The sequence below is a fragment of the Rhodococcus sp. KBW08 genome (assembly GCF_003852455.1).
In the GTDB taxonomy this organism is placed as follows: domain Bacteria; phylum Actinomycetota; class Actinomycetes; order Mycobacteriales; family Mycobacteriaceae; genus Rhodococcus_F; species Rhodococcus_F baikonurensis.
The window spans coordinates 37,613-59,656 of the sequence record NZ_QAJJ01000006.1; the positions used below are offsets into that span (position 1 = coordinate 37,613).

Here is a 22,044-nt window from a genome sequence, read left to right on the forward strand (position 1 = left end):
ACGGAACTGCGACTTCTCTCAGAGAATTCCGGCTTCGGATGCGGCGGAACGATATTTCGCTGCCAAGGTGTCCACCGTCTCGTGTGCGTTGAGGCCACTGGGATTGGGCACGATCCACAGTTTTGCCCCCTCGAAATCGCGGACTTGGCGCCCGGCCTTCGCCTTCTTGTCACCGAAAGCTGTTCGATAGGCGGTGATCCCGGCGAAGGCAACGACTACTGGTTTGGTTGCGCGCACGATCTTTCGGACCCGGACTCCGCCAGTTGCGAGCTCCTCCGACGACAATTCATCTGCGCGCGCAGTTGCCCGCACCGCCAAGTTGGTGATCCCCACTCCCCGATCGATCAGATGTTGTGTGTCAGCGTCCGACATACCCGCGGAGGGGTCGATCGCACGCTCGATGATGCCTGCCCGCAGCAGTGCCGGATAGAACCGATTACCCGGCCTCGCGAAATGCGCGCCCGTCGCGGCAGTCCACAGTCCCGGATTGATACCGACGAACAGCAGCCGACAATTCGGCCCGATCAGATCCTCGATCTCGGCGTCTCGGAAAGACTCCAGCTCGGCGCGCGTGAATCCCATGCTCCCAGTACATCAGGCCGTCACGACAGCGCCTCGCGCACCTCGTCGATCGCGTCGTGCATCATCTGCTCGTACACGTCGATGTCCGGAATCGAGGCCGGACTGCTGGTGATGCTGATCGTCACCGTGTCCCCGATACCGTGTACGCCGTGGGTCAACGACATGACCGGTGACAAACTCGGGAAGCCGGCGGTGAACCGAACGACGCCGCCTCCGAGCATCAGATCCGCCTCACCGCGCGCGACACTCGACACCACGGTGTTGCCGGTGACCTCGTCGGGCACCGCCGTGAAATCGTATTGCTGCACGCCCCAACGGACCAGCGGGCCGGGAACCGCGTTCAGCGCGAGATCCGACGCTGCACTGGACGGATGGGACGCTCGTGCGCGACGCTCGTCCATCGACTCCTTGATCCGTTGGGCTCGCTCACGAAGATCTTCGACGTCCGGGAACAGTCCGACACCTGCATTGCGGAAGTGGTTGCGCGCCGTGGGTGTACCCGCCTTGGCGATGGTCACCTCAGCTCCCAGTTCCGGCGGTACCGAGCCGTCTCGCTCGGTGAGGTAGTTCGCCATCGCCAGCGAGATGGCTGTCATCGCTCCGACCGTGACGGATACGCCGTCGCCACGGAAATCTGCGCTGTCCCGCACGACCATGCGCACCAATCGGTGAGGTCCGGGAGGGATGTTGGAGCGCACCTTGGGACGGCTCGCCGCCTGCGGCGCAACAACTCCCGATTCGGTGTCGGCCTGCAGTTGCAACTGCGCTCGGTGCCCAGCCCGGCCGTCGCGGAACAGTGAAACGAGTTGACCCGGCAGGCGCAAGGCGGCGCGGCCCAGAATCTCGGCTGATCCGCTACGCCGCACGTCCGTCTTCGGCTGCGCGGGCGATTGCGGCGAGAACAGCTGGCGAGCAATCGCCGACGCCCGTTTGCCGTCTGCCAGAGAATGCGCGACCTGCAGAACTGCGATCAGCGCCGGGCCACTGCAGCGCGGCACGCCGGTGACGCCGTAAAACAGGTGCAGCGCCCACGGCGACTCGCGCGGATCGACGTGGTTCTCGAGGAGTTTCTCGATTCCCTGAATGCACGAGATCCACGAGTCATCGGTCAGCTCATGCACTCTCACCAACGAGGCATCGACCGGCATGGGTTCCCAGACCGGATAGTCGAGGTGCCACGGTGATTCACGAATCCGAACATTGAGATCCGGAATGAGCGACGCTCGTTCCACCGCTGAGCGGCGTAGCTCGTCGATCGACTGGCTCTGACCGTCGAAACAGTAGAGCAATAGCTGATCGTTCGGGATCTTCTCCGAAATCCAGAAAGTTTGGGCGTCGGTGGGCGTCATCCGTAACACCGGGAGACGGTACCACCGGCTTGTCAGCTCTTTTCTGCAGCAGCTTTCAGCCGAGACAGGCCCTTCTCGAAATCCTTACCGACGAGCTTGTCCATGCTGAAGATGAAACCGAAGATCTTGAAGAACAGATTCTTCTTCCCGGTCATCTTCCACGTCACCTGAACATCACCGGCATTCGGCGAGATGAGAAAGGTGGTGACGTTCTGCGCCTTGAACGGCTTGAGGAAGGCCAGGTCCAGAACTACGCGTTCATTCGGGACGGATTCGGTGATCACCATCGAGCCGGAGCCCGCCTTCTTGTTTCCCGCCCAGGCGTACGAAGCCCCGACGCCCGCGTCCGGACCCGCGTACGTACGCTGCATTGCCGGGTCGAGACCTTCCCAGGGCGACCACTGCGTCCACTGGTGGAAATCGTTGATCAGCGCGAAGACGTCCGATGCTTCTGCCTTGACGATCGTCCTACGTTCTACCAGGAATTCGTCGGAATTCTGCGAAGCCATCGTCGATCTCCAATTCCGCGGCGTGACAAGTGTTCGGAATTATCCACGGTCGACGAGATCGGGGCGAGTCGGCACTCAGCCCCGCAGGCACAGGCAGAAGTGGTGACCGACCGGGTCGCGGTAGACGCGGAAAGTCTGATGCTCCGGGATGCCGGTCACCCGCTGCGCACCCAGGCTGATCACCCAAGCTTCCGCGGGGTCGAGAGAATCGACGAGCAGATCCAGATGGATCCCGACGCCGGAGGTCGGCCAGTCCACCGGAACGAAATCCGGAGCGAGCTGAAACGCGAGCCGCTCCCCGCCGGGTCCTTCGATCACGTGCCAATCGTCCTCGTCGCGAACACTTTTCCAGTCGAGGACCTGGACGTAGAAGCTGGCCAATGCGGCCGGATCCGGACAGTCCAGGACTGTGTAGTCCATACCGATGTTCGCGCGCGTCACTGTGCCTTCTTCTCCTGAACTTTCTTACGCACGAACAACAACGGAAGAACCAGCGTCGCAACTGCGGTCACCAGCCACACGACGACGGTTCCCAGAATCCACGTCGAGACACCGGAGATCGACAGATTGGAGAAGAGCGACGCCACCAACAGAGCGACAAACGTCGATACCAATCCGATTCCGCCGAGAAATGCCGGTGCGTGTCGCTTCGCCACTGTGGCGATGAACGGCGCCAGGACCGACTGCGCAATCGCAAAGATCACGACCGCAACGATGAATCCGGATGTGGGCGCCGAGAAACCCGAAAGAATCAACGACGCAACAAGAAGCCCGACAGCGGCAGAACCCAGGAAGATCGCGGCGCGAATCAGGAAGCTGATCATTTGTTGATCCTATATGTCGGATATCGAGGAGAACAGATATTCACAATCCCAGAGATTCCTGCACCTCTCGCAATGTACGGGCAGAAGATCGGAGGCCCGAAGCCTCTTTTTCAGATAGCGGTATTTCGAGGACTCGACCGGCACCCGCACGACCAACCATCGTGGGAAGGGACAGACAAACGCGCTCGAGTCCGTGGACGCCGGTCTGCAAAGTCGATACCGGCAGAACCCGTTGTTCGTCCCGCAGCACGACTTCCGCGATGAATGCGCTCGACAATCCGATGGCGAGGTTGGTCGCACCCTTTCCTTCGATGATCTCGTAAGCACTGCGGACCACAGACTTCGCGACGTTCGCGCGTAGGTCGGGGCCGAGGACGCCGCCCGACGGTCCCACGAACGAGGTTGCCGGCACTCCGCCGATGGTTGCGCTCGACCAGAGCGGAATCTCGGAGTCCCCGTGCTCGCCGACGATGAAGGCATGGACGTTCTCGACTGCGACTCCGAGTTCGGTGGCCAGCAGGAATCGCAATCGGGCCGTGTCGAGCACCGTCCCCGATCCGAAAATTCGGCCGCTGTACGGCGGTCCAGCGGCCTGGATCGCGGCGTAGGTCGCCACGTCGACCGGGTTGGTGACGAAGAGAAGAACCGCGTCCGGCGACACCGACAACAGTTGTTCGGTCAAAGTCTGTGCGATCTTGACGTTCACCGCGGCAAGTTCGAGTCGCGACTGGCCGGGATGCTGCTTGGCGCCCGCGGTGACAATGACCAAGTCCGATCCCGCGGTGACCGAGATGTCATCGCCTCCCTCGACGGTGCACGGCGGTGTGAACTGGGTTCCGTGGTTGAGATCGAAAACTTCGGCGCGGACCTTTGCCCTGTTGGTGTCGTAGAGGGCGAGGGCGTCGGCTGATCCGCGTATCAAGCATGCGTATGCAATCGCGGTGCCGACGCTTCCCGCCCCGACCACGGACACTTTGCGCCTGGATGAACGATTCGGCGTCGTCATGGGTAAATGGTGCTCGTTCCATAACGATTTCGCAGCACAACGGATTGCCAGCCTCTTCTCAGGGTTTGGATGCCGACCTCTCAGAATCGACGTGGATCATCGCTGGCATGGCTGAGGTAACCGTTCTTGCAGTTGGCGGCACCGGCGAATCCCACGTCGGCGACGACGGCGCCCGTGTGCGCGGACTCCTCAGTGCCGTCACCGACGAACTCGACAGTCGATTCGATTCTCGCTGGGTCGCCTATCCCGCGTCGTACGGCCCGGTCGCCGACGGCGGCCTGAGCTTTCGGCACAGCACCGCGATGGGTGTGAAGGCCCTCACTGCCGAAATCGCACAGACAGACGGCCCAGTCATGCTGATCGGATACTCCCAGGGATGCAGTGTGATCCGCGCAGCACTTCCGACATTGACTTCTCCGACGCTGAACGGCGCCAACATCATCGGAGTCGGATTGATCTCGGATCCTCAACAACCGGCCGGTGTCATCGAAGGTTGTGAGGGACACGGCGTTGCCGGCGACGGACCCGAAGTCCACCCGTGGATTCCGGTCAAGTGGATCGGGCACCCACAGGACATGATCTGTAATGCCAGCGACGACAGCTACATTCGCGACATCGCCGACTTGACGCGCTGGATGTCCTTCTCCCAGGCACGCGTGTGGTCACGTAAGGTGTGGGAACTACTTCGCAGCAATGCTTTCCAGAACGCGCAGAAGACTCGGTTCAGCCCCAAGCAGTGGCGTACCGATCTACGACGCATTCGCACCGCGTTCCTCGAAGTACTCGGCTATCTGCCGACGCGGTTGAACCTGAGCCGCTTTCAGCTGGAGAACCCTCGCGGCGGTAGACACATCAGCTACGCGATCGAACCTCTCGACGAGAGCGGACTGACCGGGTGCGAGCTTCTGGCGTCGTGGATGAAGGTCCAAGCGAACGGCATCGAGCAGCGCATTCACGCGGCCTGACCTTTACCGTTAGTTTACCTAACGAACCCCAGTGGGCCATTCGGCGCCTCTACGTTTCCTTTCATGCAACTGAGCAGAATATTGTCGTGTGCCGCCGTGACCGTCGCACTCCCCCTCACCGCCCTGGCGGCCCCGGCCGCCGCATCGCCCACCGGAAGTCTCGACTGGTCCGGTTCGTTCGGTAGTTCAGCGCCCCAGCCGGTTTCGACGTTCGACGTCCAAGCCCACCGCGGCGGGCTCGGCCTGTACACGGAGAGTAGCCTGGCCGCATTCTCCAACGCTCTCGAAATGGGCGTCAGCACATTGGAACTCGATACCCAGATCACCGAAGACGGGATCGCTGTCGTCACGCACGATCGTAAGATCTCGAACAAGAAATGCCTCGACACCGAGCCGGCAACTGCGGGTGACCCGGAGTTCCCGTACGTCGGAAAATTCGTCAGCACACTGAGCCTGCAACAGATCAAAACCATGGACTGTGGCACGCTCCCCCTTGCCGGATACCCTGAGCAGCAGAGTGTTCCGGGAGCGAAAATGCAGACGCTCGAAGACGTCCTCGCTCTTGTGAAGTCGTACAACGCACCCGGAATCAAGCTCAACATCGAGACCAAGGTGGAAGCGGGAGCGCCCCACGAGACCGCGCCGCGTGAGCAGTTCGTCTCCGTAGTTCTCGACACGATCCGGGCAGCCGGATTGTTGGACAGCGTCACCATTCAGAGCTTCGACTGGGGCTCACTCATGCTCACCCGTCAACTCGCGCCGAGTGTGCCGGTCGTCGCGCTCACCAACGGCGACTTTCTCCAGGTAGGCAAGGACGGAGCGTCACCGTGGCTCGGTGGTCTGGACATCGATGATTTCGGTGGCGACGGCATCGCGGCGGTGGCAACCTTCGGCGCCTCCGCCTACTCCCCTGTCCAAGGAACTCCCCAGGGTGGAAAGGTCGGCGACCCCGGCTTCGCCTTGTACCCGACAGCCGACATGATCGCGAGCGCACATGCGCGTGGCATGAAGGTCATCCCGTGGACCGTCGATGATCCCGCCACCATGCACGCCCTCATAGACCTGGGTGTCGACGGAATCATCACCGATTACCCTGACCGTCTCCGCGCCGTCCTGTCCGAGCGCGGTATGCCGCTACCAGCGCCTGCGCTCAAGAAGTAACCTCCACCGCGCACCGAAGCAGGTACCTGAACAGGTACTTCGGCCGATGTCCGCGGGGTGTCGCCGGACGCATCCTGGACAGGTACTTGCTCGGGTGATCGGAGGTGAATTCTGATGATGTCTTTGAAGGATCAGTTGGACAACTGCGAATACCTACTTGCCGACGCGGAAATGGCGGGTGACTGGAATGCTGTTCGGCGATTCAGGGAATACCGACTGAGGCTCGTTCGGCAACTGTGCAGGCAAAGGGCTGCCGGTCTCTGCGCCTAGAGGCCTCACGTCAGCCGTATCTGAACTGAGTCCCTCTGGGCGGTTACGATCCGCCGTCGCCCGAGTCACAGTCGGGTGCTCTCACCAATTGAGCTACAGAAGGTATGGACCGCAGTGCTTTTCGACTGCGACCTTTCTCTGCCGAACCATACGGGCCCGCATCTCGCCTGCGCTACTGATTTTCCGACTCGACGATCTCTGGTGATCACCGGTCCGAGTTGGTCCCCACGTCCCCGCGGGGACGTCTCCGGCAAGGCCGCACCGAATCACCGCTGACCAGCAGTCGATGGGATGATTACCTGTGTGTCCATGTCCCCACCGCTGCCCGTCAAGAACGGGGTTGGCCCGACGCGCCTACGCATCCCGCTCTCTGGGCCGTGGACGACGATCGCCGAGTACGTCGTAGCCAAGTTCGACCATCTGGACGCCGAAAACCTGTATCGGCGGTTCGACGACGGCGAGTTCGTGGGTATCGACGGCCACCCGATCTGCCGGAGCACCGAGCTCAGCGCGCACCGGTTCGTCTGGTACTACCGCGAGTTACCGGCGGAGGACCCGGTGCCGTTCCGCGAGGAGATCCTGCACCTCGACGACGATCTCGTCGTCATCGACAAGCCCCATTTTCTCCCGACCACCCCCAGCGGGCGCTACCTCCGCGAGTCGGCGCTCGTCCGACTGCGGGTCCGTCTCGACAACCCAGATCTGACCCCGATCCATAGACTCGACCGCGGCACCGCAGGGGTGGTGATGTTCTCGGCCCGCCCCGCGACGCGCGGCGCGTACCAGTCACTGTTCGAGAAGCGGCAGGTCACGAAGGTCTACGAGGCGGTGTCGGCGCGACCGTCCCGGTGGGACCAGGATGCGCCAGCGCTCGACGTCCCTCTCGTTTACCGCAACCACATCGAAGCTCGACGCGGCGAGTTGCGGGTCGTCGTCGACGACAGCCGTGAACCCAACTCCGAGACCATGATCGAGGCGCGAGGGATGGGCGTGAGCGCCTCCGGACGTGCTGTGCTGCACACGGTTCTACGTCCGCAGTCCGGACGGATGCACCAGTTACGGGTGCATCTGGCAGCTCTCGGCACCGGGATCCTGGGCGACCGGCGATACCCCGACCTGCTTCCCGACGCCCCGGACGATCATTCCCTCCCACTCCAATTGCTCGCGAGGGAACTCGAATTCACCGATCCGCTGTCGGGGAGACCACGGCGGTTTGTCACACGTCGGGCGCTCAGCGAGATGCCCGTGCGGTGAGGACCCGAAGCCAGATCTAGACGTTGAAGCGGAACTCCACCACATCGCCGTCGGCCATGACGTATTCCTTGCCCTCCATACGGACCTTGCCGGCAGCCTTGGCCGCGGCCATGGAACCTGCCTCGACGAGGTCGTCGAAGGACACGATTTCAGCCTTGATGAAGCCGCGCTCGAAGTCGGTGTGAATGACGCCGGCAGCCTGGGGCGCGGTGTCCCCCTTGTGGATGGTCCAGGCGCGAGCTTCCTTCGGACCAGCCGTCAGGTAGGTCTGCAGGCCGAGAGTGTGGAAGCCGGTGCGCGCGAGAGCGTGCAGGCCCGGCTCGGTCTGACCGATCGAGTCGAGCATTTCCTGGCGGTCTTCCTCGTCCAGCTCGAGGAGTTCCTGCTCGACCTTCGCGTCGAGGAACACGGCGTCGGCCGGCGCGACGGAAGCGCGCAGTTCCGCGATCTTCGCCTCGTCGGTGAGCACCGACTCGTCAGCGTTGAAGACGTACAGGAAGGGCTTGGTGGTGAGCAGGCTCAGTTCGCGCAGCAGCGAGAAGTCGAGCTTGTCCTTGACGCTGAAGAGCGTCGTGCCCTCGTTGAGGAAGGCCTGGGCCTTGAGTGCCTCGTCGTGCGCCGGCTTGAGCTCCTTGTTCTTGCGAGCTTCCTTGTCCAGACGCGGGAGAGCCTTTTCGAGGGTCTGCATGTCGGCGATCACGAGCTCGGTCTCGATGACTTCGATATCGGAGGCCGGGTCGACCTTGCCGTCGACGTGGATGACGTCGTCGTCGGCGAAGACGCGAACTACCTGGCAGATGGCGTCCGCTTCACGGATGTTGGCCAGGAACTTGTTGCCAAGGCCTGCGCCCTCGGACGCGCCCTTCACGATTCCCGCGATGTCGACGAACGACACGGTCGCGGGGAGGATGCGCTCGGAGCCGAAGATCTCGGCGAGCTTCTGCAGCCGCGGATCGGGCAGCTCGACCAGGCCGACGTTGGGTTCGATGGTCGCGAACGGGTAGTTCGCTGCCAACACGTCGTTGTTGGTCAGTGCATTGAAAAGGGTGGACTTGCCGACGTTGGGCAGTCCGACGATTCCGAGGGTAAGGCTCACGGTCTGTGGATTCTACGGCCTCGCGGCGACGTGACGGGTACTCGCCCCACCGTCACGTCGCGGCAGGTGATCAGTTGTAGGTATACGAATCGACGGACGACACGATCGCAACCAGGAAGATGACGTAGAACGCGATGAACAGCACCCAGCAGATGACGGCTATGAGGAGCGAGATCTGCCCGAGCTTCTTCACTCGCTCGGACGCATACTGCGCGCCCTGGTGATCGCCCATCGCCCACTTCGGGTAGATGTCGTGGAGATGGTTGAACGCCGCGAACGCGATAGGCCAGAAGAACAGGATCGACGCGACGGCCCATCCCGCGTTGGCCTTCGGCGGACCGTACTGGGGCGCCGCGTACGTGGGAGCGGCGCTGTACTGCTGGGGCGCGCTGTACTGCTGACCGGTCGGATACTGCTGCCCGGCTGAATACTGCGGGTCGGTCGGATACTGCTGGCCCGTCGGATACTCCTGGCCTGCTGAATATTGCTGACCGGCTGAATACTGCTGGCCCGTCGGATACTGCTGCTCCTTCGGATCCTGCGGGTCGGTCGGATATTGCGGTTCGGTCATCATTCCCCCAAAGAGTCGGATTCGGTTCTCTATCGCAGAACCTAGTGGAGACTTACCGCTGCCGTGTCGCAGTGAGCGCCTACGCTCTCGAGGTGACTCGGATGCTGATCGTGCTCTTGATATGAATAGTGGGTCTCGGCACCGCCGCGCTCGCGATTGTGGTCTCTCCCGGATGGTGGGTGATCGCGGTCGTCACTCTCGCGCTGGCGGCGATGGGCACCTACGACCTCACTCAGAGGTCCCACAGCATCCTCCGTAACTATCCGGTCCTGGGGCACGCCCGATTCCTCCTCGAGAAGATTCGACCGGAGATCCAGCAGTACTTCGTCGAATCATCCACCGATGGAATGCCATTCGATCGCGAAACGCGAGATCTGGTCTACGAGCGCGCCAAGGGAACGCTGGCTGAGGAGCCGTTCGGGACCGAGCGCGACGTCAATGCGATCGGCTACGAGTTCATGACGCATTCGATTCGCGCACGCACAGCCCCCGACACCGTTCCGCGAGTTCGCCTCGGCGGACGCGATTGCACGAAACCGTACGACATCGCTCTCCTGAACGTCTCCGCGATGAGCTTCGGGTCGTTGTCCGCCAACGCAATCGAGGCCCTCAACGCCGGCGCAGCCAAAGGCGGCTTCGCCCACGACACCGGCGAAGGTGCGATCAGTCCGTATCACCGCAAACACGGTGGCGATCTGATCTGGGAAATCGCTTCGGGGTACTTCGGGTGCCGAACCGAGGACGGCCGATTCGATCCTGACCGTTTTGCCGAGCGCGCCGGCCTCGATCAGGTGAAGGCCATTTCGATCAAGCTCTCGCAAGGTGCGAAACCCGGGTTGGGTGGCGTGCTTCCCGGAGTCAAGGTCTCCCCCGAAATCGCTGAAACCCGCGGGGTACCCGTCGGCCAGACCGTGATTTCGCCACCCGCGCACACCGCGTTCAGCACCCCGGTCGAACTGGTCGATTTCATCGCGACCCTGCGAAAACTGTCGGGCGGCAAGCCGGTCGGGATGAAACTGTGTGTCGGCTCGCGTCGTGAATTCCTCGGAATCTGCAAGGCGATGATCGAACGCGGCATCACGCCCGACTTCGTCATCGTCGACGGTTCCGAAGGCGGCACCGGCGCTGGTCCGGTGGAATTCGAGGACCACATGGGCATGCCGTTGACCGAAGGCCTGATGCTGGTGCACAACGCCTTGGTGGGAACTGGTCTGCGCCCTCTCGTGAAAATCGGCGCTTCCGGAAAGGTGGCGAGCGGTTCCGACATCGTCAAACGCATCATCCAGGGCGCAGACTTCACGATGGCGGCCCGCGCAATGATGTTCGCAGTGGGCTGCATTCAGGCCCAGATGTGCCACACCAACCGCTGCCCGGTCGGCGTTGCCACTCAGGATCCGGCACGTACCCGCGCGCTCGACATCCCCGACAAGAGCGAGCGCGTCTACCGATTCCAGAAGGCAACCGTCGCCAGCGCGCAACAGATGATCGCGTCGATGGGCATCGATTCGTTCGACCAATTACAACCGGGAATGCTCAACCGCCGCGTCGACGGTCTCACCACTCGCACCTATGCCGATCTGTTCGACTGGCTGATGCCGGGTGAACTGCTCGACTCCCCGCCGCAGAGCTGGCTCACCGATTGGATCGACGCCGACGCTCACCGATTCTGACGTCGGTCGACTCCCGCGTTTCAGATCGCGCGGATTCACCCTTCTGGTCCTACAGTGACAGATGGCCCGCTGTGACGGCGGCCACACTGCACTAGTGGACGGAGTTCGACGATGAGCTTGACGACTGCGCCGGAACCAAATGTCGAGTACCTGAAAACCGATCCTGACCTGCCACCTGTCGGCGTCATCGACAAGACGCCCATTTCCACGACTGCGCGCGTTGTCTTCCTTGTTCTCGGACTGGTCGGCGCGGGCGCCTGGTACATGATTGCGATCGTCCGCGGTGAACACATCAGCGCCGTGTGGTTCGTGTTGGCCGCAATCTGTACCTACCTGATCGCCTACCGCTTCTATGCGCGGTTGATCGAACGCAAGATCGTCAAGCCCCGCGACGACGTCGCAACTCCCGCCGAGATCATGGAAAACGGCGCCGACTACATGCCGACCGACCGTCGGGTGCTGTTCGGTCACCACTTTGCGGCAATCGCCGGTGCCGGTCCCCTTGTCGGACCCGTCCTGGCCGCTCAGATGGGATATCTTCCGGGAACGATCTGGATCATCGTCGGCGTGGTGTTCGCCGGGGCGGTGCAGGACTTCATGGTCCTGTGGATCTCGTCGAAGCGCCGCGGGCGCAGCCTCGGACAGATGGCCCGCGAAGAACTCGGCCTCGTCGGCGGCGTCGCCGCATTGATCGGCGTGTTCGTCATCATGATCATCCTCATCGCGGTGCTCGGACTTGTTGTCGTCAACGCCCTCGCCGAGTCCCCGTGGGGAGTGTTCTCGATCGCGATGACCATCCCCATCGCACTGTTCATGGGCGTGTACCTGCGGTATCTGCGGCCGGGCAAGGTCTCCGAGGTCTCCCTGATCGGCGTCGTCCTGCTTCTCCTTGCCATCGTCTCCGGCGGCTGGGTTGCCGATACCGGTTGGGGCGCAGACTGGTTCACCCTCTCGAAGGTCACCATCGCGTGGCTGATGATCGCGTACGGATTCGCCGCATCGGTGCTGCCGGTCTGGCTGCTCCTGGCGCCGCGTGACTACCTGTCGACGTTCATGAAGGTCGGCACGATCGCACTGCTGGCCATCGGAATTCTGGTTGCACGGCCCGCCCTGAACATGCCGGCAGTGACGCCGTTCGCCTCCAACGGCGAAGGCCCGGCCTTTGCCGGTTCACTGTTCCCGTTCCTGTTCATCACCATTGCCTGTGGCGCACTCTCGGGATTCCACGCGCTGATCGCGTCCGGTACGACGCCGAAACTGCTCGAGAAGGAAAGCCAGACCAAGATGATCGGGTACGGCGGCATGCTGACCGAATCGTTTGTCGCGATCATGGCTCTGGTCACCGCCTGCATCCTCGATCAGCACCTGTACTTCGCACTCAACGCTCCCGCGGCGCTCACCGGTGGAACACCGGAAACCGCAGCCGAATACGTCAACAATCTGCCCCTCGGCACTGCCCCCATCACACCGGACGTGCTGACTCAGGCAGCCGAGGCCGTCGGCGAAGAATCGATCATCTCGAGAACCGGCGGCGCCCCGACTCTCGCGTTCGGCATGTCCGAAGTGCTCAGCGACGTCTTCGGCGGTGACTCGCTGAAGTCGTTCTGGTACCACTTCGCGATCATGTTCGAGGCTCTGTTCATCCTCACCACGATCGACGCCGGCACTCGCGTCGCTCGATTCATGCTCTCGGACTCGCTCGGCAACTTCGGCGGTCCGGCAAAGAAGTTCAAGGACCCGTCGTGGCGCATCGGTGCGTGGCTGTGCTCGCTGATCGTGGTCGCTGCGTGGGGCGCGATCCTGCTCATGGGTGTCACCGATCCCCTCGGCGGAATCAACACACTCTTCCCGCTCTTCGGCATCGCCAACCAGCTACTGGCCGCGATCGCCCTGACGGTGGTCATGACGATCGTCATGAAGAAGGGCTTGTTCAAATGGGCCTGGATCCCCGGCGTGCCGTTGGTGTGGGACCTGGTCGTGACCATGACCGCGTCGTACCAGAAGATCTTCTCCGACAACCCCGCGATCGGTTACTGGGCTCAGCACAACGTGTTCAAGGATGCGAAGGCTGCAGGCGAGACGGCGCACGGTTCTGCGAAGACTCCGGAGGCCATCGATGCCGTCATTCGCAACACCTTCATCCAGGGCACGCTGTCGATCATCTTCGCGTCACTGGTGATCGTCGTGGTCATCGCCGGGATCATCGTATGTGCCAAGGCAATCCGAGCCGGCGGGCTGCCGACCACCGAGTCTCCGGAAGAACCGTCGAAGATCTTCGGACCCGCCAGCTTCATTCCGACGCCTGCGGAGAAGGAAATCCAGAAGGAATGGGACGAGCTCATCAAAGCCGGGAAGGTCCGTGCGCCCGGCGCCGCGCACGGAGGTGGGCACTGACCATGACCATGACGGCAAAACTCACCACAGCGTTCCGCGGAACGCTGTGGTGGGTTCGCTCGGTGATGGGTGATCTCGACTATCAGCGTTACGTCGAGCACACCCGACGCCACCACGCCGACTCACCGGTGATCAGCGAACGAGAGTTCTGGCGCCGCCGGCACGCAGCAGCCGACGCCAACCCAGGCGCCCGCTGCTGCTGAATCCCGCGCTTGGTGAATCTCCGTCAGGGGCAGGTGGCCTTCGCGAGTTCGTAAATGTGGCCGGCCTGCTCGTCGGTAGGCTTGTTGCCGTTGTTCTCGGCCAGGTCGGTGATCTTGGTCTTGACCTCCGCCTCGTCCGTGCCGTTGGCGACCTCGGTACACGTGGTCGTCAAGATCTCCTCGATGTCTGCGTCGTCGCGATTCTCCGCCAACGGCGCGTAAGCCCCACGGAACGTGGCGACGAACAGCGCCGTCTTGCCCTGATCGATGGCGTTGCCCGCGGACTGTTTGGCTGTCTCGAGCGCCTGTTGCCCGCTCGTGACTGCTTCGCTGATCTTGTTCTGCGCGTTGTCCTGATCCTCGGTGCTACACGCGGTGAGCCCGAGAACGACGATTGCTGCTGCCCCGACTGCTGCTGCGATTCTCATGACGGAAATGTTAGTCCGATCGGCATGCTTCAAAACACAGTATTGCAGCGCAACACACGAGTTATCGCACGCAGTCGTTACGATCAGCTCAGCTAGATCACCGGATTCGCACATCGGCGAGGAGATCCCTGCGCCGACGGAAAGGACGATCAGTGAGCGAGCAAGACAAGGGGACGTCCGCAGGGGTGCGCAAGCGCGACCGCGGCGAGATCATCGGGCAAGGAGGTATGTGGCTCGCAAAGTGGTCGTTGGTGTTGGCGTCGATTTCGCTGGGCGCCTGGATTTTCGGCTGGCTGATCGAAAAGCTCTGGGTCATCATCCTGCCGGTGGCTCTGGCTATCGTTGTCGCGACAGTCATGTGGCCGCCGACCCGCGGAATGATCAAGCGCGGTATGCCACCCGCCGCGGCAGCCGGCATCACCTTGGTGCTCTCGATCGGAATCTTGGCCGGCGTGATCGCAGGCATCGTTCCGTCAGTGGTCAGCCAGGCCCCCGAGCTCGCGAACAAGACCACCGAGGGCATCAACCAGGTTCAGGACTGGCTCCAGGGTCCGCCCCTGAACCTGAAGGACGACCAGATCGACAACGCCGTCCACGCCGTCATCACCAAGGTGCAGGAAAGTGGAACCGCCATCGCTTCAGGCGTTTTCAGCGGCGTGAGTACCGCGAGCTCCTTGTTGGTCACGCTCGGTTTGGTTCTGATTCTCGCCTTCTTCTTCATCAAGGACGGACCGCGGTTCATCCCCTGGCTGCACGCTGTCGGCGGCGGTCGCGCCGGTCGGCATCTCGAAGAGGTCCTCACCCGCATGTGGGACACGCTCGGTGGATTCATCAGGACACAAGCGCTGGTGAGCCTCATCGACGCGGTCTTCATCGGCGCCGGATTGCTGATCCTCGGCGTCCCACTGGCACCGGTGCTGGCAATTCTGACGTTCATCGGTGGCTTCATCCCGATCGTCGGCGCGTTTGTCGCCGGCGCCCTGGCCGTGTTGGTTGCGCTGGTGGCCAACGGTCTCACCACCGCCATCATCGTGCTGATCATCATCCTGGCGGTACAGCAGATCGAAGGAAACGTCCTTCAGCCAGTGCTGCAGAGCAAGTCGATGAAACTCCACGCCGTCATCGTGCTGCTTGCCGTGGCCGCCGGTAGCTCGCTGTACGGCATCGTCGGCGCCTTCCTCGCAGTGCCCGTCGCCGCGGTGGCAGCAGTTGTCATCCGGTACATCGGAGAGCAGATCGACGAGCGCGCAAGCGACAACGAGCCGATGCCCGCCGGCGACGCGTCGGACATCCTCGAAGATCAAGACGACGACGCCGACGCCGAATCAGAGGTAGAGAACAAAAAGGCCTGATCAGCCTGCAATCACGTTCACCGAGGAGCCTGCACGTCCGCGAATGACGTGCAGGCGACTCGGGATTCGCTGCCTCATCTCGTCCACGTGACTGACGATGCCCACCACTCGTCCTCCGTCGCGAAGCTCGTCCAACACAGCCATCACCGAGTCGAGGGTGTCGGCGTCGAGAGTGCCGAATCCTTCGTCGATGAACATCGTGTCGAGAACGATTCCGCCGGACTCCGCCGCAACCACATCGGCGAGTCCGAGCGCCAAAGACAATGACGCCAAGAACGATTCACCACCGGAGAGCGTCTTCGCCGAGCGAACGACTCCCGTGAAGTCGTCGCGGATGTCGAGTCCCAGACCGCCGCGGCGACCCCGAGAACCTGCCTCGTCACTGTGCACGAACTCGTACCGACCCCCGGACATCCGCTGCAGCCGAACCGACGCCGATACGGCGATCTCTTCCAACCGCGAAGCGAGCACATACGCTCGCAGCGACATCTTGCGACTGTTCTGACCTTTGCCTGCGATCACGTCGGCGAGGGCCGCGAGTTCGTCGTGCAGTTCCCGCTCGGGCGCAACCGCCTCGTATGCCTTCTCGAGTTGTCCGCTGAACCGTTCGAGATCCGACACACGGTTCTCGGCCAGGGATGCGGCTGCAACAGCCGAGTTCACCACCTCGGCGCACTGAACGGCGAGGCTGCGAGGACCCTCGACGTCGACTGTCTCGATTTCGCCCACCGCAACGACCTCGGGGTCGTCGAGGATGGTGCGAGCGGCCACCTCGAGGTCACGCGCTTTGGCGAGTTCGGTTTCGATCGCCGCGATTCGGGCAGGCGATCTCACCCCTTCGATCGCAGCCTCGACCGAATCGAATCCGGCAGCGGCCGCCGCAGCGGCCAGTTTGGTCGACAGTTCCGCCGATCGCGCCTGCGCACGAACGGCCTCGTCACGCATCTCAGATGCCGCCGTGGCCGCGGAGGCAAGCCTGTCGAACCGCGAGCGCCGAGCAGCGATGGTCGAATCTTCTCCCACCGCAGCGACGATCGCCGCTCGAATCTGCTCGACCGTGGCCGACAGTGTCGTCATTCGCTCGGTCAGTGCTGCCAATTCGGCAGTCAGAGAAGCCGATTCCTGTTGCAGCTCGCCGTCACGCTCGTTGAGTTGCGCGAGCTTGTCGGCCAACACTCCAACCTGACCGGCAGAGTGTGTCGCCTCGTCGACAGCGCTCTGAGCCTCGGCGCGGAGCCTGTCGAGTTCTTCGACGTCTCCATCCCCGCCGCGGGCGATCACGCGGTCGATGTCACGGTCGACGGCTACCTGGCGGTCGACTACCTTGCCCAGGGCTTTCTCCGCAGCACGCTCGGCCGCGGACGCGGCTTCCAGATCGGGCTCGGTGACCGTGACGACGTCCGACTGCGCCAGGGCAGGGTGTTCACGCGAACCACACACCTGGCAAGGGTCACCGGGCGCGAGTGAACTCGCCAACTCCGCCGCCATGCCTTCGATACGCTTCTGCACGAGATCGAGCCAGCGCCCGCGAGCACTCTGATGGACGTCGCGCGCATCCAACACCTGCACACGAATCTTCTCGGCTTGCGCACGCAGAGAGACGATTTCATGGGCCGCCGTCGCAGCATCCGACGCTCTGACGAGTGCCGCCTCGAGGCCGGGCAGAGTGGCATGCGCGCGTTGCGCGTCGTCCAATCTTCGGCCGGCCGCGCGTACCAGTTCTGGCAGTTCGGTGCGTTCAACCGCGATGGCATCAATGCGCTCGGACAGGGCGTCTCGCCGAACTCCGAGTTTTTCGACCTCGGCTTCCGCCGCATCGGCTCGGCGAGCGTCCTCCGCCATCGCGTCGAGACGAACGATCTCGTCACGCCAGGTCCGGATCCGAGTTACGACGCGTTGACGCTCATCGTCGGTGGGTGGCCACACTCCCGGCTCGAAAATCTCCGGCCCGCCCGTTGCCGAGTAGGTCGACATCGCGGTGTTCATCGATTCGAGCGATGCGACAAGACCCACGCGGGCAGTCTCTACATCGTCGGCGACAGCAGCTACCGGCACAGCCCGCCTGGCGGTCTCGAGTTCGGCGCCGATCGCAAATCGGTGCGCGGTGCCCGTGTTGAATGCTGCGAGTTCAGCAGTCGCACGATTACGGCGAACGAGCAGCTCTGCGGTTCGCTGCGCCGTTGCGAGCACCCGATTAGCCTCGGCTGCTGCATCTTTGGCGGTCACCATCTCGGCGAGACTTGCATCGCGGGTGTCCTGAGCCTCGGCGAGGAGTTTGCGCGACCATTCCAGTGGGTGCGCCTCGGCGCCCACCTCGAGCCCAGCGGCAGTCTCGACCTTCGCGAGCAGCAGACGCACGGATTGCTCCCTGGAGGCGAGCGCGGTAGCACTTGCCTTTCGTTTGGCGTCGAACCATGCCTCGACGGAGACAAAACGCTTGGTGTCGAACAGACGCTCGAGCAGTTTGCCTCGCTCATCGCTTTCGGCGCGCAGAAATTTGGCGAATTCACCCTGCGGCAAGAGCACCACCTGGAAGAACTGATCAGCGCTCATGCCCATGAGACGGTTGATCTCGTCACCGATGTCAGGGATGCGCGAAAGGTTCTCGCCGCGGCCGTCCAACCACGTCAGCGTGGCCTTGGCATTCTCGGTAATCGAACCGGTCCCGCGCTTCTTCGGGCGCGAATACTCCGGACTGCGAACGAGTTTGATTCGGCGACCACTGATGGTCGCCTCCAGTTCCACGCGCGGCACCGAACCGGCCGGCGCGTGATCCGACAGCAATCGCTTGCCCTCGTTGCGCGCGCCCGGCACCCGCCCGTACAGGGCGAACGCAACCGCGTCGAGAATCGTGGTCTTTCCTGCCCCGGTGTCGCCGTGAAGAAGGAACAACCCGTCTGCACCCAAACGGTCGAAGTCGACTTCGACCGTGTCGGCAAAGGGCCCGAAACAGCTGACTTCGAGTTTGTGCAGTCTCACGCGGTTTCACCCAGTTCTACCGTGGACTCCTCGGCGCGCGCGGCAGCGCTGAGCGCTTCGGTCATCAACGAGACCTCACGCTCGGACGGGTCACTACGCACTGCCGAGACAAAGCCGCGGGCGATCTCCATGTCGGTTCGACCACGAACCGCGTCGCGGTACTTGAGATCCGATTGTCCTTCCGGCCTTTGCCATTCGAGATGAACGGCAAACGGGAAACGGGCTTGAAGTTGCCTCATGGCATCGACCGGACGGACCGGGTCGGTGAGCAATGCGGAGACATAGCACTGCTCGGAATCGGCATATTTCGACTCGGTGAGTAGTTCGTCGAGTGTCCCCACTACCTGGCTCAGCCCCCGAATGACCGGGAGATCCAGGCGCTGCACCGACGACAGGCCGGCTGCGTCGAGTTCGATCAGCAGCGCCGCCTTACGGTGGCTGCGCTCACCGAACGAATACGGCAACGGTGAGCCTGAGTATCGAACACTCTCCGAGAGCATCTGCGGAGAATGCAGGTGTCCGAGGGCGACATAATCGACGCCGTCGAACTCGCCCACCGCGACGGTCTCCACTCCGCCGACCGAGATGGAGCGTTCCGATTCAGAGGCCTCACCGCCCACCACGAAGGCATGGGCGAGCAATACCGATCGAGTCGACGGGTCGGCAGCCGTTCGCTCGGCGAGATCTCGCCGAACACGCGACATGGCCGCTCCGAGGATGTCGGAATGAGTACGAGCCCGGGGCACGTCCAACTCGACGCGCGTGATCTCCGGCTCGAGATACGGAATCCCGTAAAACGCGACCGGCCCGAACTGATCGCTCAGCATCACCGGAGTACCGATCTGGCCGACGCGGGTGATCAGGTGCAATCCGCCGGCAGCGGCGAAGGATGCCCCGGCCCCGAGCCGCACCGCTGAATCGTGGTTGCCCGACGTGGCGACGATGACCGCTCCGGCAGCCCGGATCGCCTCGAAGCCTCGATTACACACCGTGACCGCGTCGGAACTGGGAATGGAGCGGTCGTAGATGTCGCCGGGCACGACCACGACGTCGACACCGTGTTCGCGGACGGAATCCGCGATGGACCCGAGCACACTCGCCTGATCGGCCAACAGATCGACGCCGTGAAAGGTGCGACCTATGTGCCAATCGGAGGTGTGCAGAATCTTCATGAATCCGACGGTAGAGCAGCCCACCGACACCACCGATCTCCCACGCTGACGGCTTCGGCGGTGTGCCCCAACCCACGAGCGTCCGGTGACCCTGCACACAATCCGTCCGGTTCGTTTGGCGAAGAACCCGAAACCATCGCGCCATCGCGTCGATAAATGCGCCAGCCACGACCCGCACAAACACGGCCGACAACGCAAGAACCGCTAATGTCGTTATGTGTCTGCAACCCAACGTGCTCGCTCCGGGGTACCGCTGGACAAGCGATCGCTCATCGTGACCGTCCCCGGCCTGCCCTGGTGGGGAGTGATCCTGCTTGCTGCCGGTGTCACCGCCGTCGGCGTACTGATCGATGCCACCGGAGGCGGCGGAGAGCTCACCGCGGTGTTCTCGACGTTCTACTTCCTGGGCTGTCTCTTCGCTGTGGTTGCCGCTTCGAACAAGGCTCTCTTCACCGCGATGGCCCAACCGCCGTTGCTGCTCTTCGCTGCGGTGCCGATCGGGCACACGCTCATCGGCAAGGACAACAGCACCGCACTGCGCGACATCGCGATCAACATCGCGTACCCGTTGGTCAACCGCTTTCCGATCATGCTGGCAGCAACCGTCGTCGTGCTGATCATCGGCGGTTTCCGGTACTTCCTGCTCAATCAGCGTCCCACCGGGCCTGCGCGCTCGACCCGCTCCCGCCGCTCGGCGGCCGCCACTCGTGACTCCTCTGCGGCTGCAACGCGAGAACAGTCCGCACCCGAGACCGGACGTCGCCGCAGAGTCTCGGACGCACCCGTCCCCGGGCCCCCGCGCCGCCGCGCCCCCGAGGTGGACGAACAGCCTGCCTACCGAAGCGCTCCCCGGCGCGAACCGATCGAAGACGAGCGCCCGCTGCCGCCCCGGAGAAGCCCAGTGCCACCCAGGGTCGATCGCACACACCAACCGCCTACGCGTCGCCCTCAGCCGGACAGTCGGCCGGTGGCAGACGACGACTACCCGTCGTACGGTCGCCGCCGGGCGCCCGAGCCCACTCCGTCGCCCAGGCGTGAGGAGCGGATGGAGCCATTCTTCGCTTCGGGTGACGACGTATCGCCGCCGCTGCCCCCGCGCCGCCGCCCACCCGGAGTCGATCTTCCGGCGTATCCGCCGCCGCGAGTTCGGTATCGCGATCGCGAAGAGCCCTGACAGACGAGCGCGGTACCAAAAAATGCGGGGCACCTNNAGGTGCCCCGCATTTTTTGTGCTGTTCTTAGGACGTGCGTGCTGCCCGCAATTCGCGGGGAAGAGCGAACACCAGAGTCTCGTTGGCTGTGGTGACGGGCTGAACGTCGTTGTATCCGTGCTCGGCCAGAAGCTCGATCACGCCGCGCACGAGCACCTCGGGTACTGATGCACCTGACGTGATGCCCACTGTCTGGACGCCCTCGAGCCACGCGAGGTCGACCTCACGGGCGTAGTCGACCAGGTACGACGCGGCAGCGCCCGCGCCGAGTGCGACCTCGACCAGGCGAACCGAGTTGGACGAGTTCCGTGAACCCACCACGATCACGAGATCGCACTCGGGAGCCATCGCCTTGACCGCGACCTGACGGTTCTGCGTGGCGTAGCAAATGTCGTCGGACGGCGGGTCCTGAAGATTGGGGAAGCGCTCGCGCAGGCGTGCGACGGTCTGCATCGTCTCGTCGACGCTCAGTGTGGTCTGGGAAAGCCAGATGACCTTCGACTCGTCGCGCACCGTGACCGCGTCGACCGAATCCGGGCCGTCGACGATGGTGACGTGATCGGGAGCCTCACCTGCGGTGCCCTCGACCTCCTCGTGGCCTTCGTGGCCGATGAGCAGAATGTCGTAATCGTCGCGAGCGAATCGCTTTGCTTCCTGGTGCACCTTCGTGACCAGGGGGCACGTCGCGTCGATCGTGCGCAGGTTCCGCTCGGCAGCCGAATCGTGGACGGCCGGAGACACACCGTGCGCCGAGAACACGAGGAGTGATCCTTCGGGAACCTCGTCGGTTTCGTCGACGAAGATCACGCCTTGATCTTCGAGCGTCTCGACGACGTGGCGATTGTGGACGATCTCCTTACGCACGTAGATGGGTGCGCCGTGCTTCTCGAGCGCCTTCTCGACGGTCTCGACCGCACGGTCGACGCCGGCGCAGTAGCCGCGAGGCTCGGCGAGGAGCACACGCTTGGCGCTGCCCTTGCGGGTGGACGGCGAATCAGCCGAGTGCGCGATACCGAGATTGAGAGGAACAGCCGAAGACATGTGACCA

Annotated in this window: 20 protein-coding genes and 1 tRNA gene; 8 read left to right on the forward strand and 13 right to left on the reverse strand. The window is 63.1% G+C overall.

Annotated features, from left to right (window positions below; all coding sequences use genetic code 11):
* Nucleotides 1-18: 18 nt before the first annotated feature.
* The 6 genes from DBV08_RS07865 to DBV08_RS07890 form a co-directional block, all read right to left on the reverse strand.
* Nucleotides 19-582, reverse strand: coding sequence for a mismatch-specific DNA-glycosylase (locus DBV08_RS07865; protein WP_124567059.1), 564 nt, complete (start codon nt 580-582; stop codon nt 19-21).
* Nucleotides 583-602: 20 nt separating this feature from the next.
* Nucleotides 603-1,931, reverse strand: coding sequence for a WS/DGAT domain-containing protein (locus DBV08_RS07870; protein WP_124567060.1), 1,329 nt, complete (start codon nt 1,929-1,931; stop codon nt 603-605).
* Nucleotides 1,932-1,963: 32 nt separating this feature from the next.
* On the reverse strand, nt 1,964-2,440 hold the full coding sequence (locus DBV08_RS07875) for an SRPBCC family protein (RefSeq protein WP_124567061.1): 477 nt from the start codon (nt 2,438-2,440) through the stop codon (nt 1,964-1,966).
* A gap of 75 nt (nt 2,441-2,515) precedes the next feature.
* A complete protein-coding gene (locus DBV08_RS07880) occupies nt 2,516-2,881 on the reverse strand; it encodes a VOC family protein (RefSeq protein ID WP_124567062.1) in 366 nt (121 codons plus the stop codon).
* A complete protein-coding gene (locus DBV08_RS07885) occupies nt 2,878-3,264 on the reverse strand; it encodes a phage holin family protein (RefSeq protein WP_003945275.1) in 387 nt (128 codons plus the stop codon). The genes DBV08_RS07880 and DBV08_RS07885 overlap by 4 nt, the downstream gene beginning before the upstream one ends.
* A gap of 40 nt (nt 3,265-3,304) precedes the next feature.
* Nucleotides 3,305-4,270 carry an L-lactate dehydrogenase gene (locus DBV08_RS07890; RefSeq protein WP_124567063.1) on the reverse strand — a complete coding sequence of 322 codons (966 nt, stop codon included), beginning with the start codon at nt 4,268-4,270 and terminating at the stop codon, nt 3,305-3,307.
* 107 nt (nt 4,271-4,377) lie between these two features.
* Here DBV08_RS07890 and DBV08_RS07895 point away from each other — a divergent pair, with 107 nt between their 5' ends.
* Nucleotides 4,378-5,235, forward strand: a complete 858-nt coding sequence (locus DBV08_RS07895; protein ID WP_124567064.1) for a PE-PPE domain-containing protein — start codon at nt 4,378-4,380, stop codon at nt 5,233-5,235.
* A 63-nt stretch (nt 5,236-5,298) separates the two neighbouring features.
* Entirely contained in the window at nt 5,299-6,396 is a 1,098-nt protein-coding gene (locus tag DBV08_RS07900) for a glycerophosphodiester phosphodiesterase family protein (protein WP_185564517.1), read from the forward strand.
* 300 nt (nt 6,397-6,696) lie between these two features.
* On the opposite strand, the gene DBV08_RS07905 is transcribed toward DBV08_RS07900, so the two are convergent.
* Nucleotides 6,697-6,769: transfer RNA gene (locus DBV08_RS07905), tRNA-His, on the reverse strand.
* 188 nt (nt 6,770-6,957) lie between these two features.
* Here DBV08_RS07905 and DBV08_RS07910 point away from each other — a divergent pair.
* Nucleotides 6,958-7,920 (forward strand): pseudouridine synthase, encoded by a 963-nt coding sequence (locus tag DBV08_RS07910; protein ID WP_124567066.1) that lies wholly within the window; start codon nt 6,958-6,960, stop codon nt 7,918-7,920.
* 16 nt (nt 7,921-7,936) lie between these two features.
* Here the strand turns inward: DBV08_RS07910 and ychF are convergent, their stop codons facing one another.
* Both ychF and DBV08_RS07920 read right to left on the reverse strand, forming a co-directional pair.
* Entirely contained in the window at nt 7,937-9,016 is a 1,080-nt protein-coding gene (ychF, locus tag DBV08_RS07915) for a redox-regulated ATPase YchF (protein WP_054188760.1), read from the reverse strand.
* 70 nt (nt 9,017-9,086) lie between these two features.
* The gene (locus tag DBV08_RS07920) at nt 9,087-9,590 is read right to left on the reverse strand and encodes a CD225/dispanin family protein (protein WP_124567067.1); all 504 of its coding nucleotides are present in this window, start codon (nt 9,588-9,590) and stop codon (nt 9,087-9,089) included.
* Nucleotides 9,591-9,712: 122 nt separating this feature from the next.
* On the opposite strand from DBV08_RS07920, the gene DBV08_RS07925 reads away from it, so the two are divergent.
* From DBV08_RS07925 to DBV08_RS07935, 3 genes are all read left to right on the forward strand, one after another.
* Nucleotides 9,713-11,257, forward strand: a complete 1,545-nt coding sequence (locus tag DBV08_RS07925; RefSeq protein ID WP_124567068.1) for an FMN-binding glutamate synthase family protein — start codon at nt 9,713-9,715, stop codon at nt 11,255-11,257.
* Nucleotides 11,258-11,368: 111 nt separating this feature from the next.
* The gene (locus DBV08_RS07930) at nt 11,369-13,651 is read left to right on the forward strand and encodes a carbon starvation CstA family protein (protein WP_007726338.1); all 2,283 of its coding nucleotides are present in this window, start codon (nt 11,369-11,371) and stop codon (nt 13,649-13,651) included.
* A 2-nt stretch (nt 13,652-13,653) separates the two neighbouring features.
* On the forward strand, nt 13,654-13,854 hold the full coding sequence (locus DBV08_RS07935) for a YbdD/YjiX family protein (protein WP_019744572.1): 201 nt from the start codon (nt 13,654-13,656) through the stop codon (nt 13,852-13,854).
* Nucleotides 13,855-13,877: 23 nt separating this feature from the next.
* Here the strand turns inward: DBV08_RS07935 and DBV08_RS07940 are convergent, their stop codons facing one another.
* Nucleotides 13,878-14,282, reverse strand: a complete 405-nt coding sequence (locus DBV08_RS07940) for a hypothetical protein (RefSeq protein WP_003945253.1) — start codon at nt 14,280-14,282, stop codon at nt 13,878-13,880.
* Between the two features lie 152 nt (nt 14,283-14,434).
* Here DBV08_RS07940 and DBV08_RS07945 point away from each other — a divergent pair, with 152 nt between their 5' ends.
* Complete coding sequence (locus DBV08_RS07945) at nt 14,435-15,634, forward strand: AI-2E family transporter (protein ID WP_124567069.1); 1,200 nt, start codon at nt 14,435-14,437, stop codon at nt 15,632-15,634.
* Here the strand turns inward: DBV08_RS07945 and DBV08_RS07950 are convergent, their stop codons facing one another.
* Together DBV08_RS07950 and DBV08_RS07955 are read right to left on the reverse strand one after the other, a co-directional pair.
* A complete protein-coding gene (locus DBV08_RS07950; RefSeq protein WP_124567070.1) occupies nt 15,635-18,613 on the reverse strand; it encodes an AAA family ATPase in 2,979 nt (992 codons plus the stop codon).
* The gene (locus DBV08_RS07955) at nt 18,610-19,785 is read right to left on the reverse strand and encodes an exonuclease SbcCD subunit D (RefSeq protein ID WP_095972199.1); all 1,176 of its coding nucleotides are present in this window, start codon (nt 19,783-19,785) and stop codon (nt 18,610-18,612) included. The genes DBV08_RS07950 and DBV08_RS07955 overlap by 4 nt, the downstream gene beginning before the upstream one ends.
* A 217-nt stretch (nt 19,786-20,002) precedes the next feature.
* On the opposite strand from DBV08_RS07955, the gene DBV08_RS07960 reads away from it, so the two are divergent.
* Nucleotides 20,003-20,959 (forward strand): DUF6542 domain-containing protein, encoded by a 957-nt coding sequence (locus DBV08_RS07960; RefSeq protein ID WP_124567071.1) that lies wholly within the window; start codon nt 20,003-20,005, stop codon nt 20,957-20,959.
* A 64-nt stretch (nt 20,960-21,023) separates the two neighbouring features.
* Here the strand turns inward: DBV08_RS07960 and DBV08_RS07965 are convergent, their stop codons facing one another.
* Nucleotides 21,024-22,037, reverse strand: coding sequence for a 4-hydroxy-3-methylbut-2-enyl diphosphate reductase (locus tag DBV08_RS07965; RefSeq protein ID WP_003945273.1), 1,014 nt, complete (start codon nt 22,035-22,037; stop codon nt 21,024-21,026).
* Between the last annotated feature and the right edge of the window lie 7 nt (nt 22,038-22,044).

Coding starts and splice junctions, on each gene's coding strand:
- DBV08_RS07920 (WP_124567067.1), bottom strand. CDS start 9,590: ATGATGACCGAACCGCAATATCCGACCGACCCGCAGGATCCGAAGGAG.
- DBV08_RS07890 (WP_124567063.1), bottom strand. CDS start 4,270: ATGACGACGCCGAATCGTTCATCCAGGCGCAAAGTGTCCGTGGTCGGG.
- DBV08_RS07965 (WP_003945273.1), bottom strand. CDS start 22,037: ATGTCTTCGGCTGTTCCTCTCAATCTCGGTATCGCGCACTCGGCTGAT.
- DBV08_RS07870 (WP_124567060.1), bottom strand. CDS start 1,931: ATGACGCCCACCGACGCCCAAACTTTCTGGATTTCGGAGAAGATCCCG.
- DBV08_RS07875 (WP_124567061.1), bottom strand. CDS start 2,440: ATGGCTTCGCAGAATTCCGACGAATTCCTGGTAGAACGTAGGACGATC.
- DBV08_RS07930 (WP_007726338.1), top strand. CDS start 11,369: ATGAGCTTGACGACTGCGCCGGAACCAAATGTCGAGTACCTGAAAACC.
- DBV08_RS07935 (WP_019744572.1), top strand. CDS start 13,654: ATGACCATGACGGCAAAACTCACCACAGCGTTCCGCGGAACGCTGTGG.
- DBV08_RS07895 (WP_124567064.1), top strand. CDS start 4,378: ATGGCTGAGGTAACCGTTCTTGCAGTTGGCGGCACCGGCGAATCCCAC.
- DBV08_RS07885 (WP_003945275.1), bottom strand. CDS start 3,264: ATGATCAGCTTCCTGATTCGCGCCGCGATCTTCCTGGGTTCTGCCGCT.
- DBV08_RS07940 (WP_003945253.1), bottom strand. CDS start 14,282: ATGAGAATCGCAGCAGCAGTCGGGGCAGCAGCAATCGTCGTTCTCGGG.
- DBV08_RS07900 (WP_185564517.1), top strand. CDS start 5,299: ATGCAACTGAGCAGAATATTGTCGTGTGCCGCCGTGACCGTCGCACTC.
- DBV08_RS07955 (WP_095972199.1), bottom strand. CDS start 19,785: ATGAAGATTCTGCACACCTCCGATTGGCACATAGGTCGCACCTTTCAC.
- DBV08_RS07910 (WP_124567066.1), top strand. CDS start 6,958: ATGATTACCTGTGTGTCCATGTCCCCACCGCTGCCCGTCAAGAACGGG.
- DBV08_RS07865 (WP_124567059.1), bottom strand. CDS start 582: ATGGGATTCACGCGCGCCGAGCTGGAGTCTTTCCGAGACGCCGAGATC.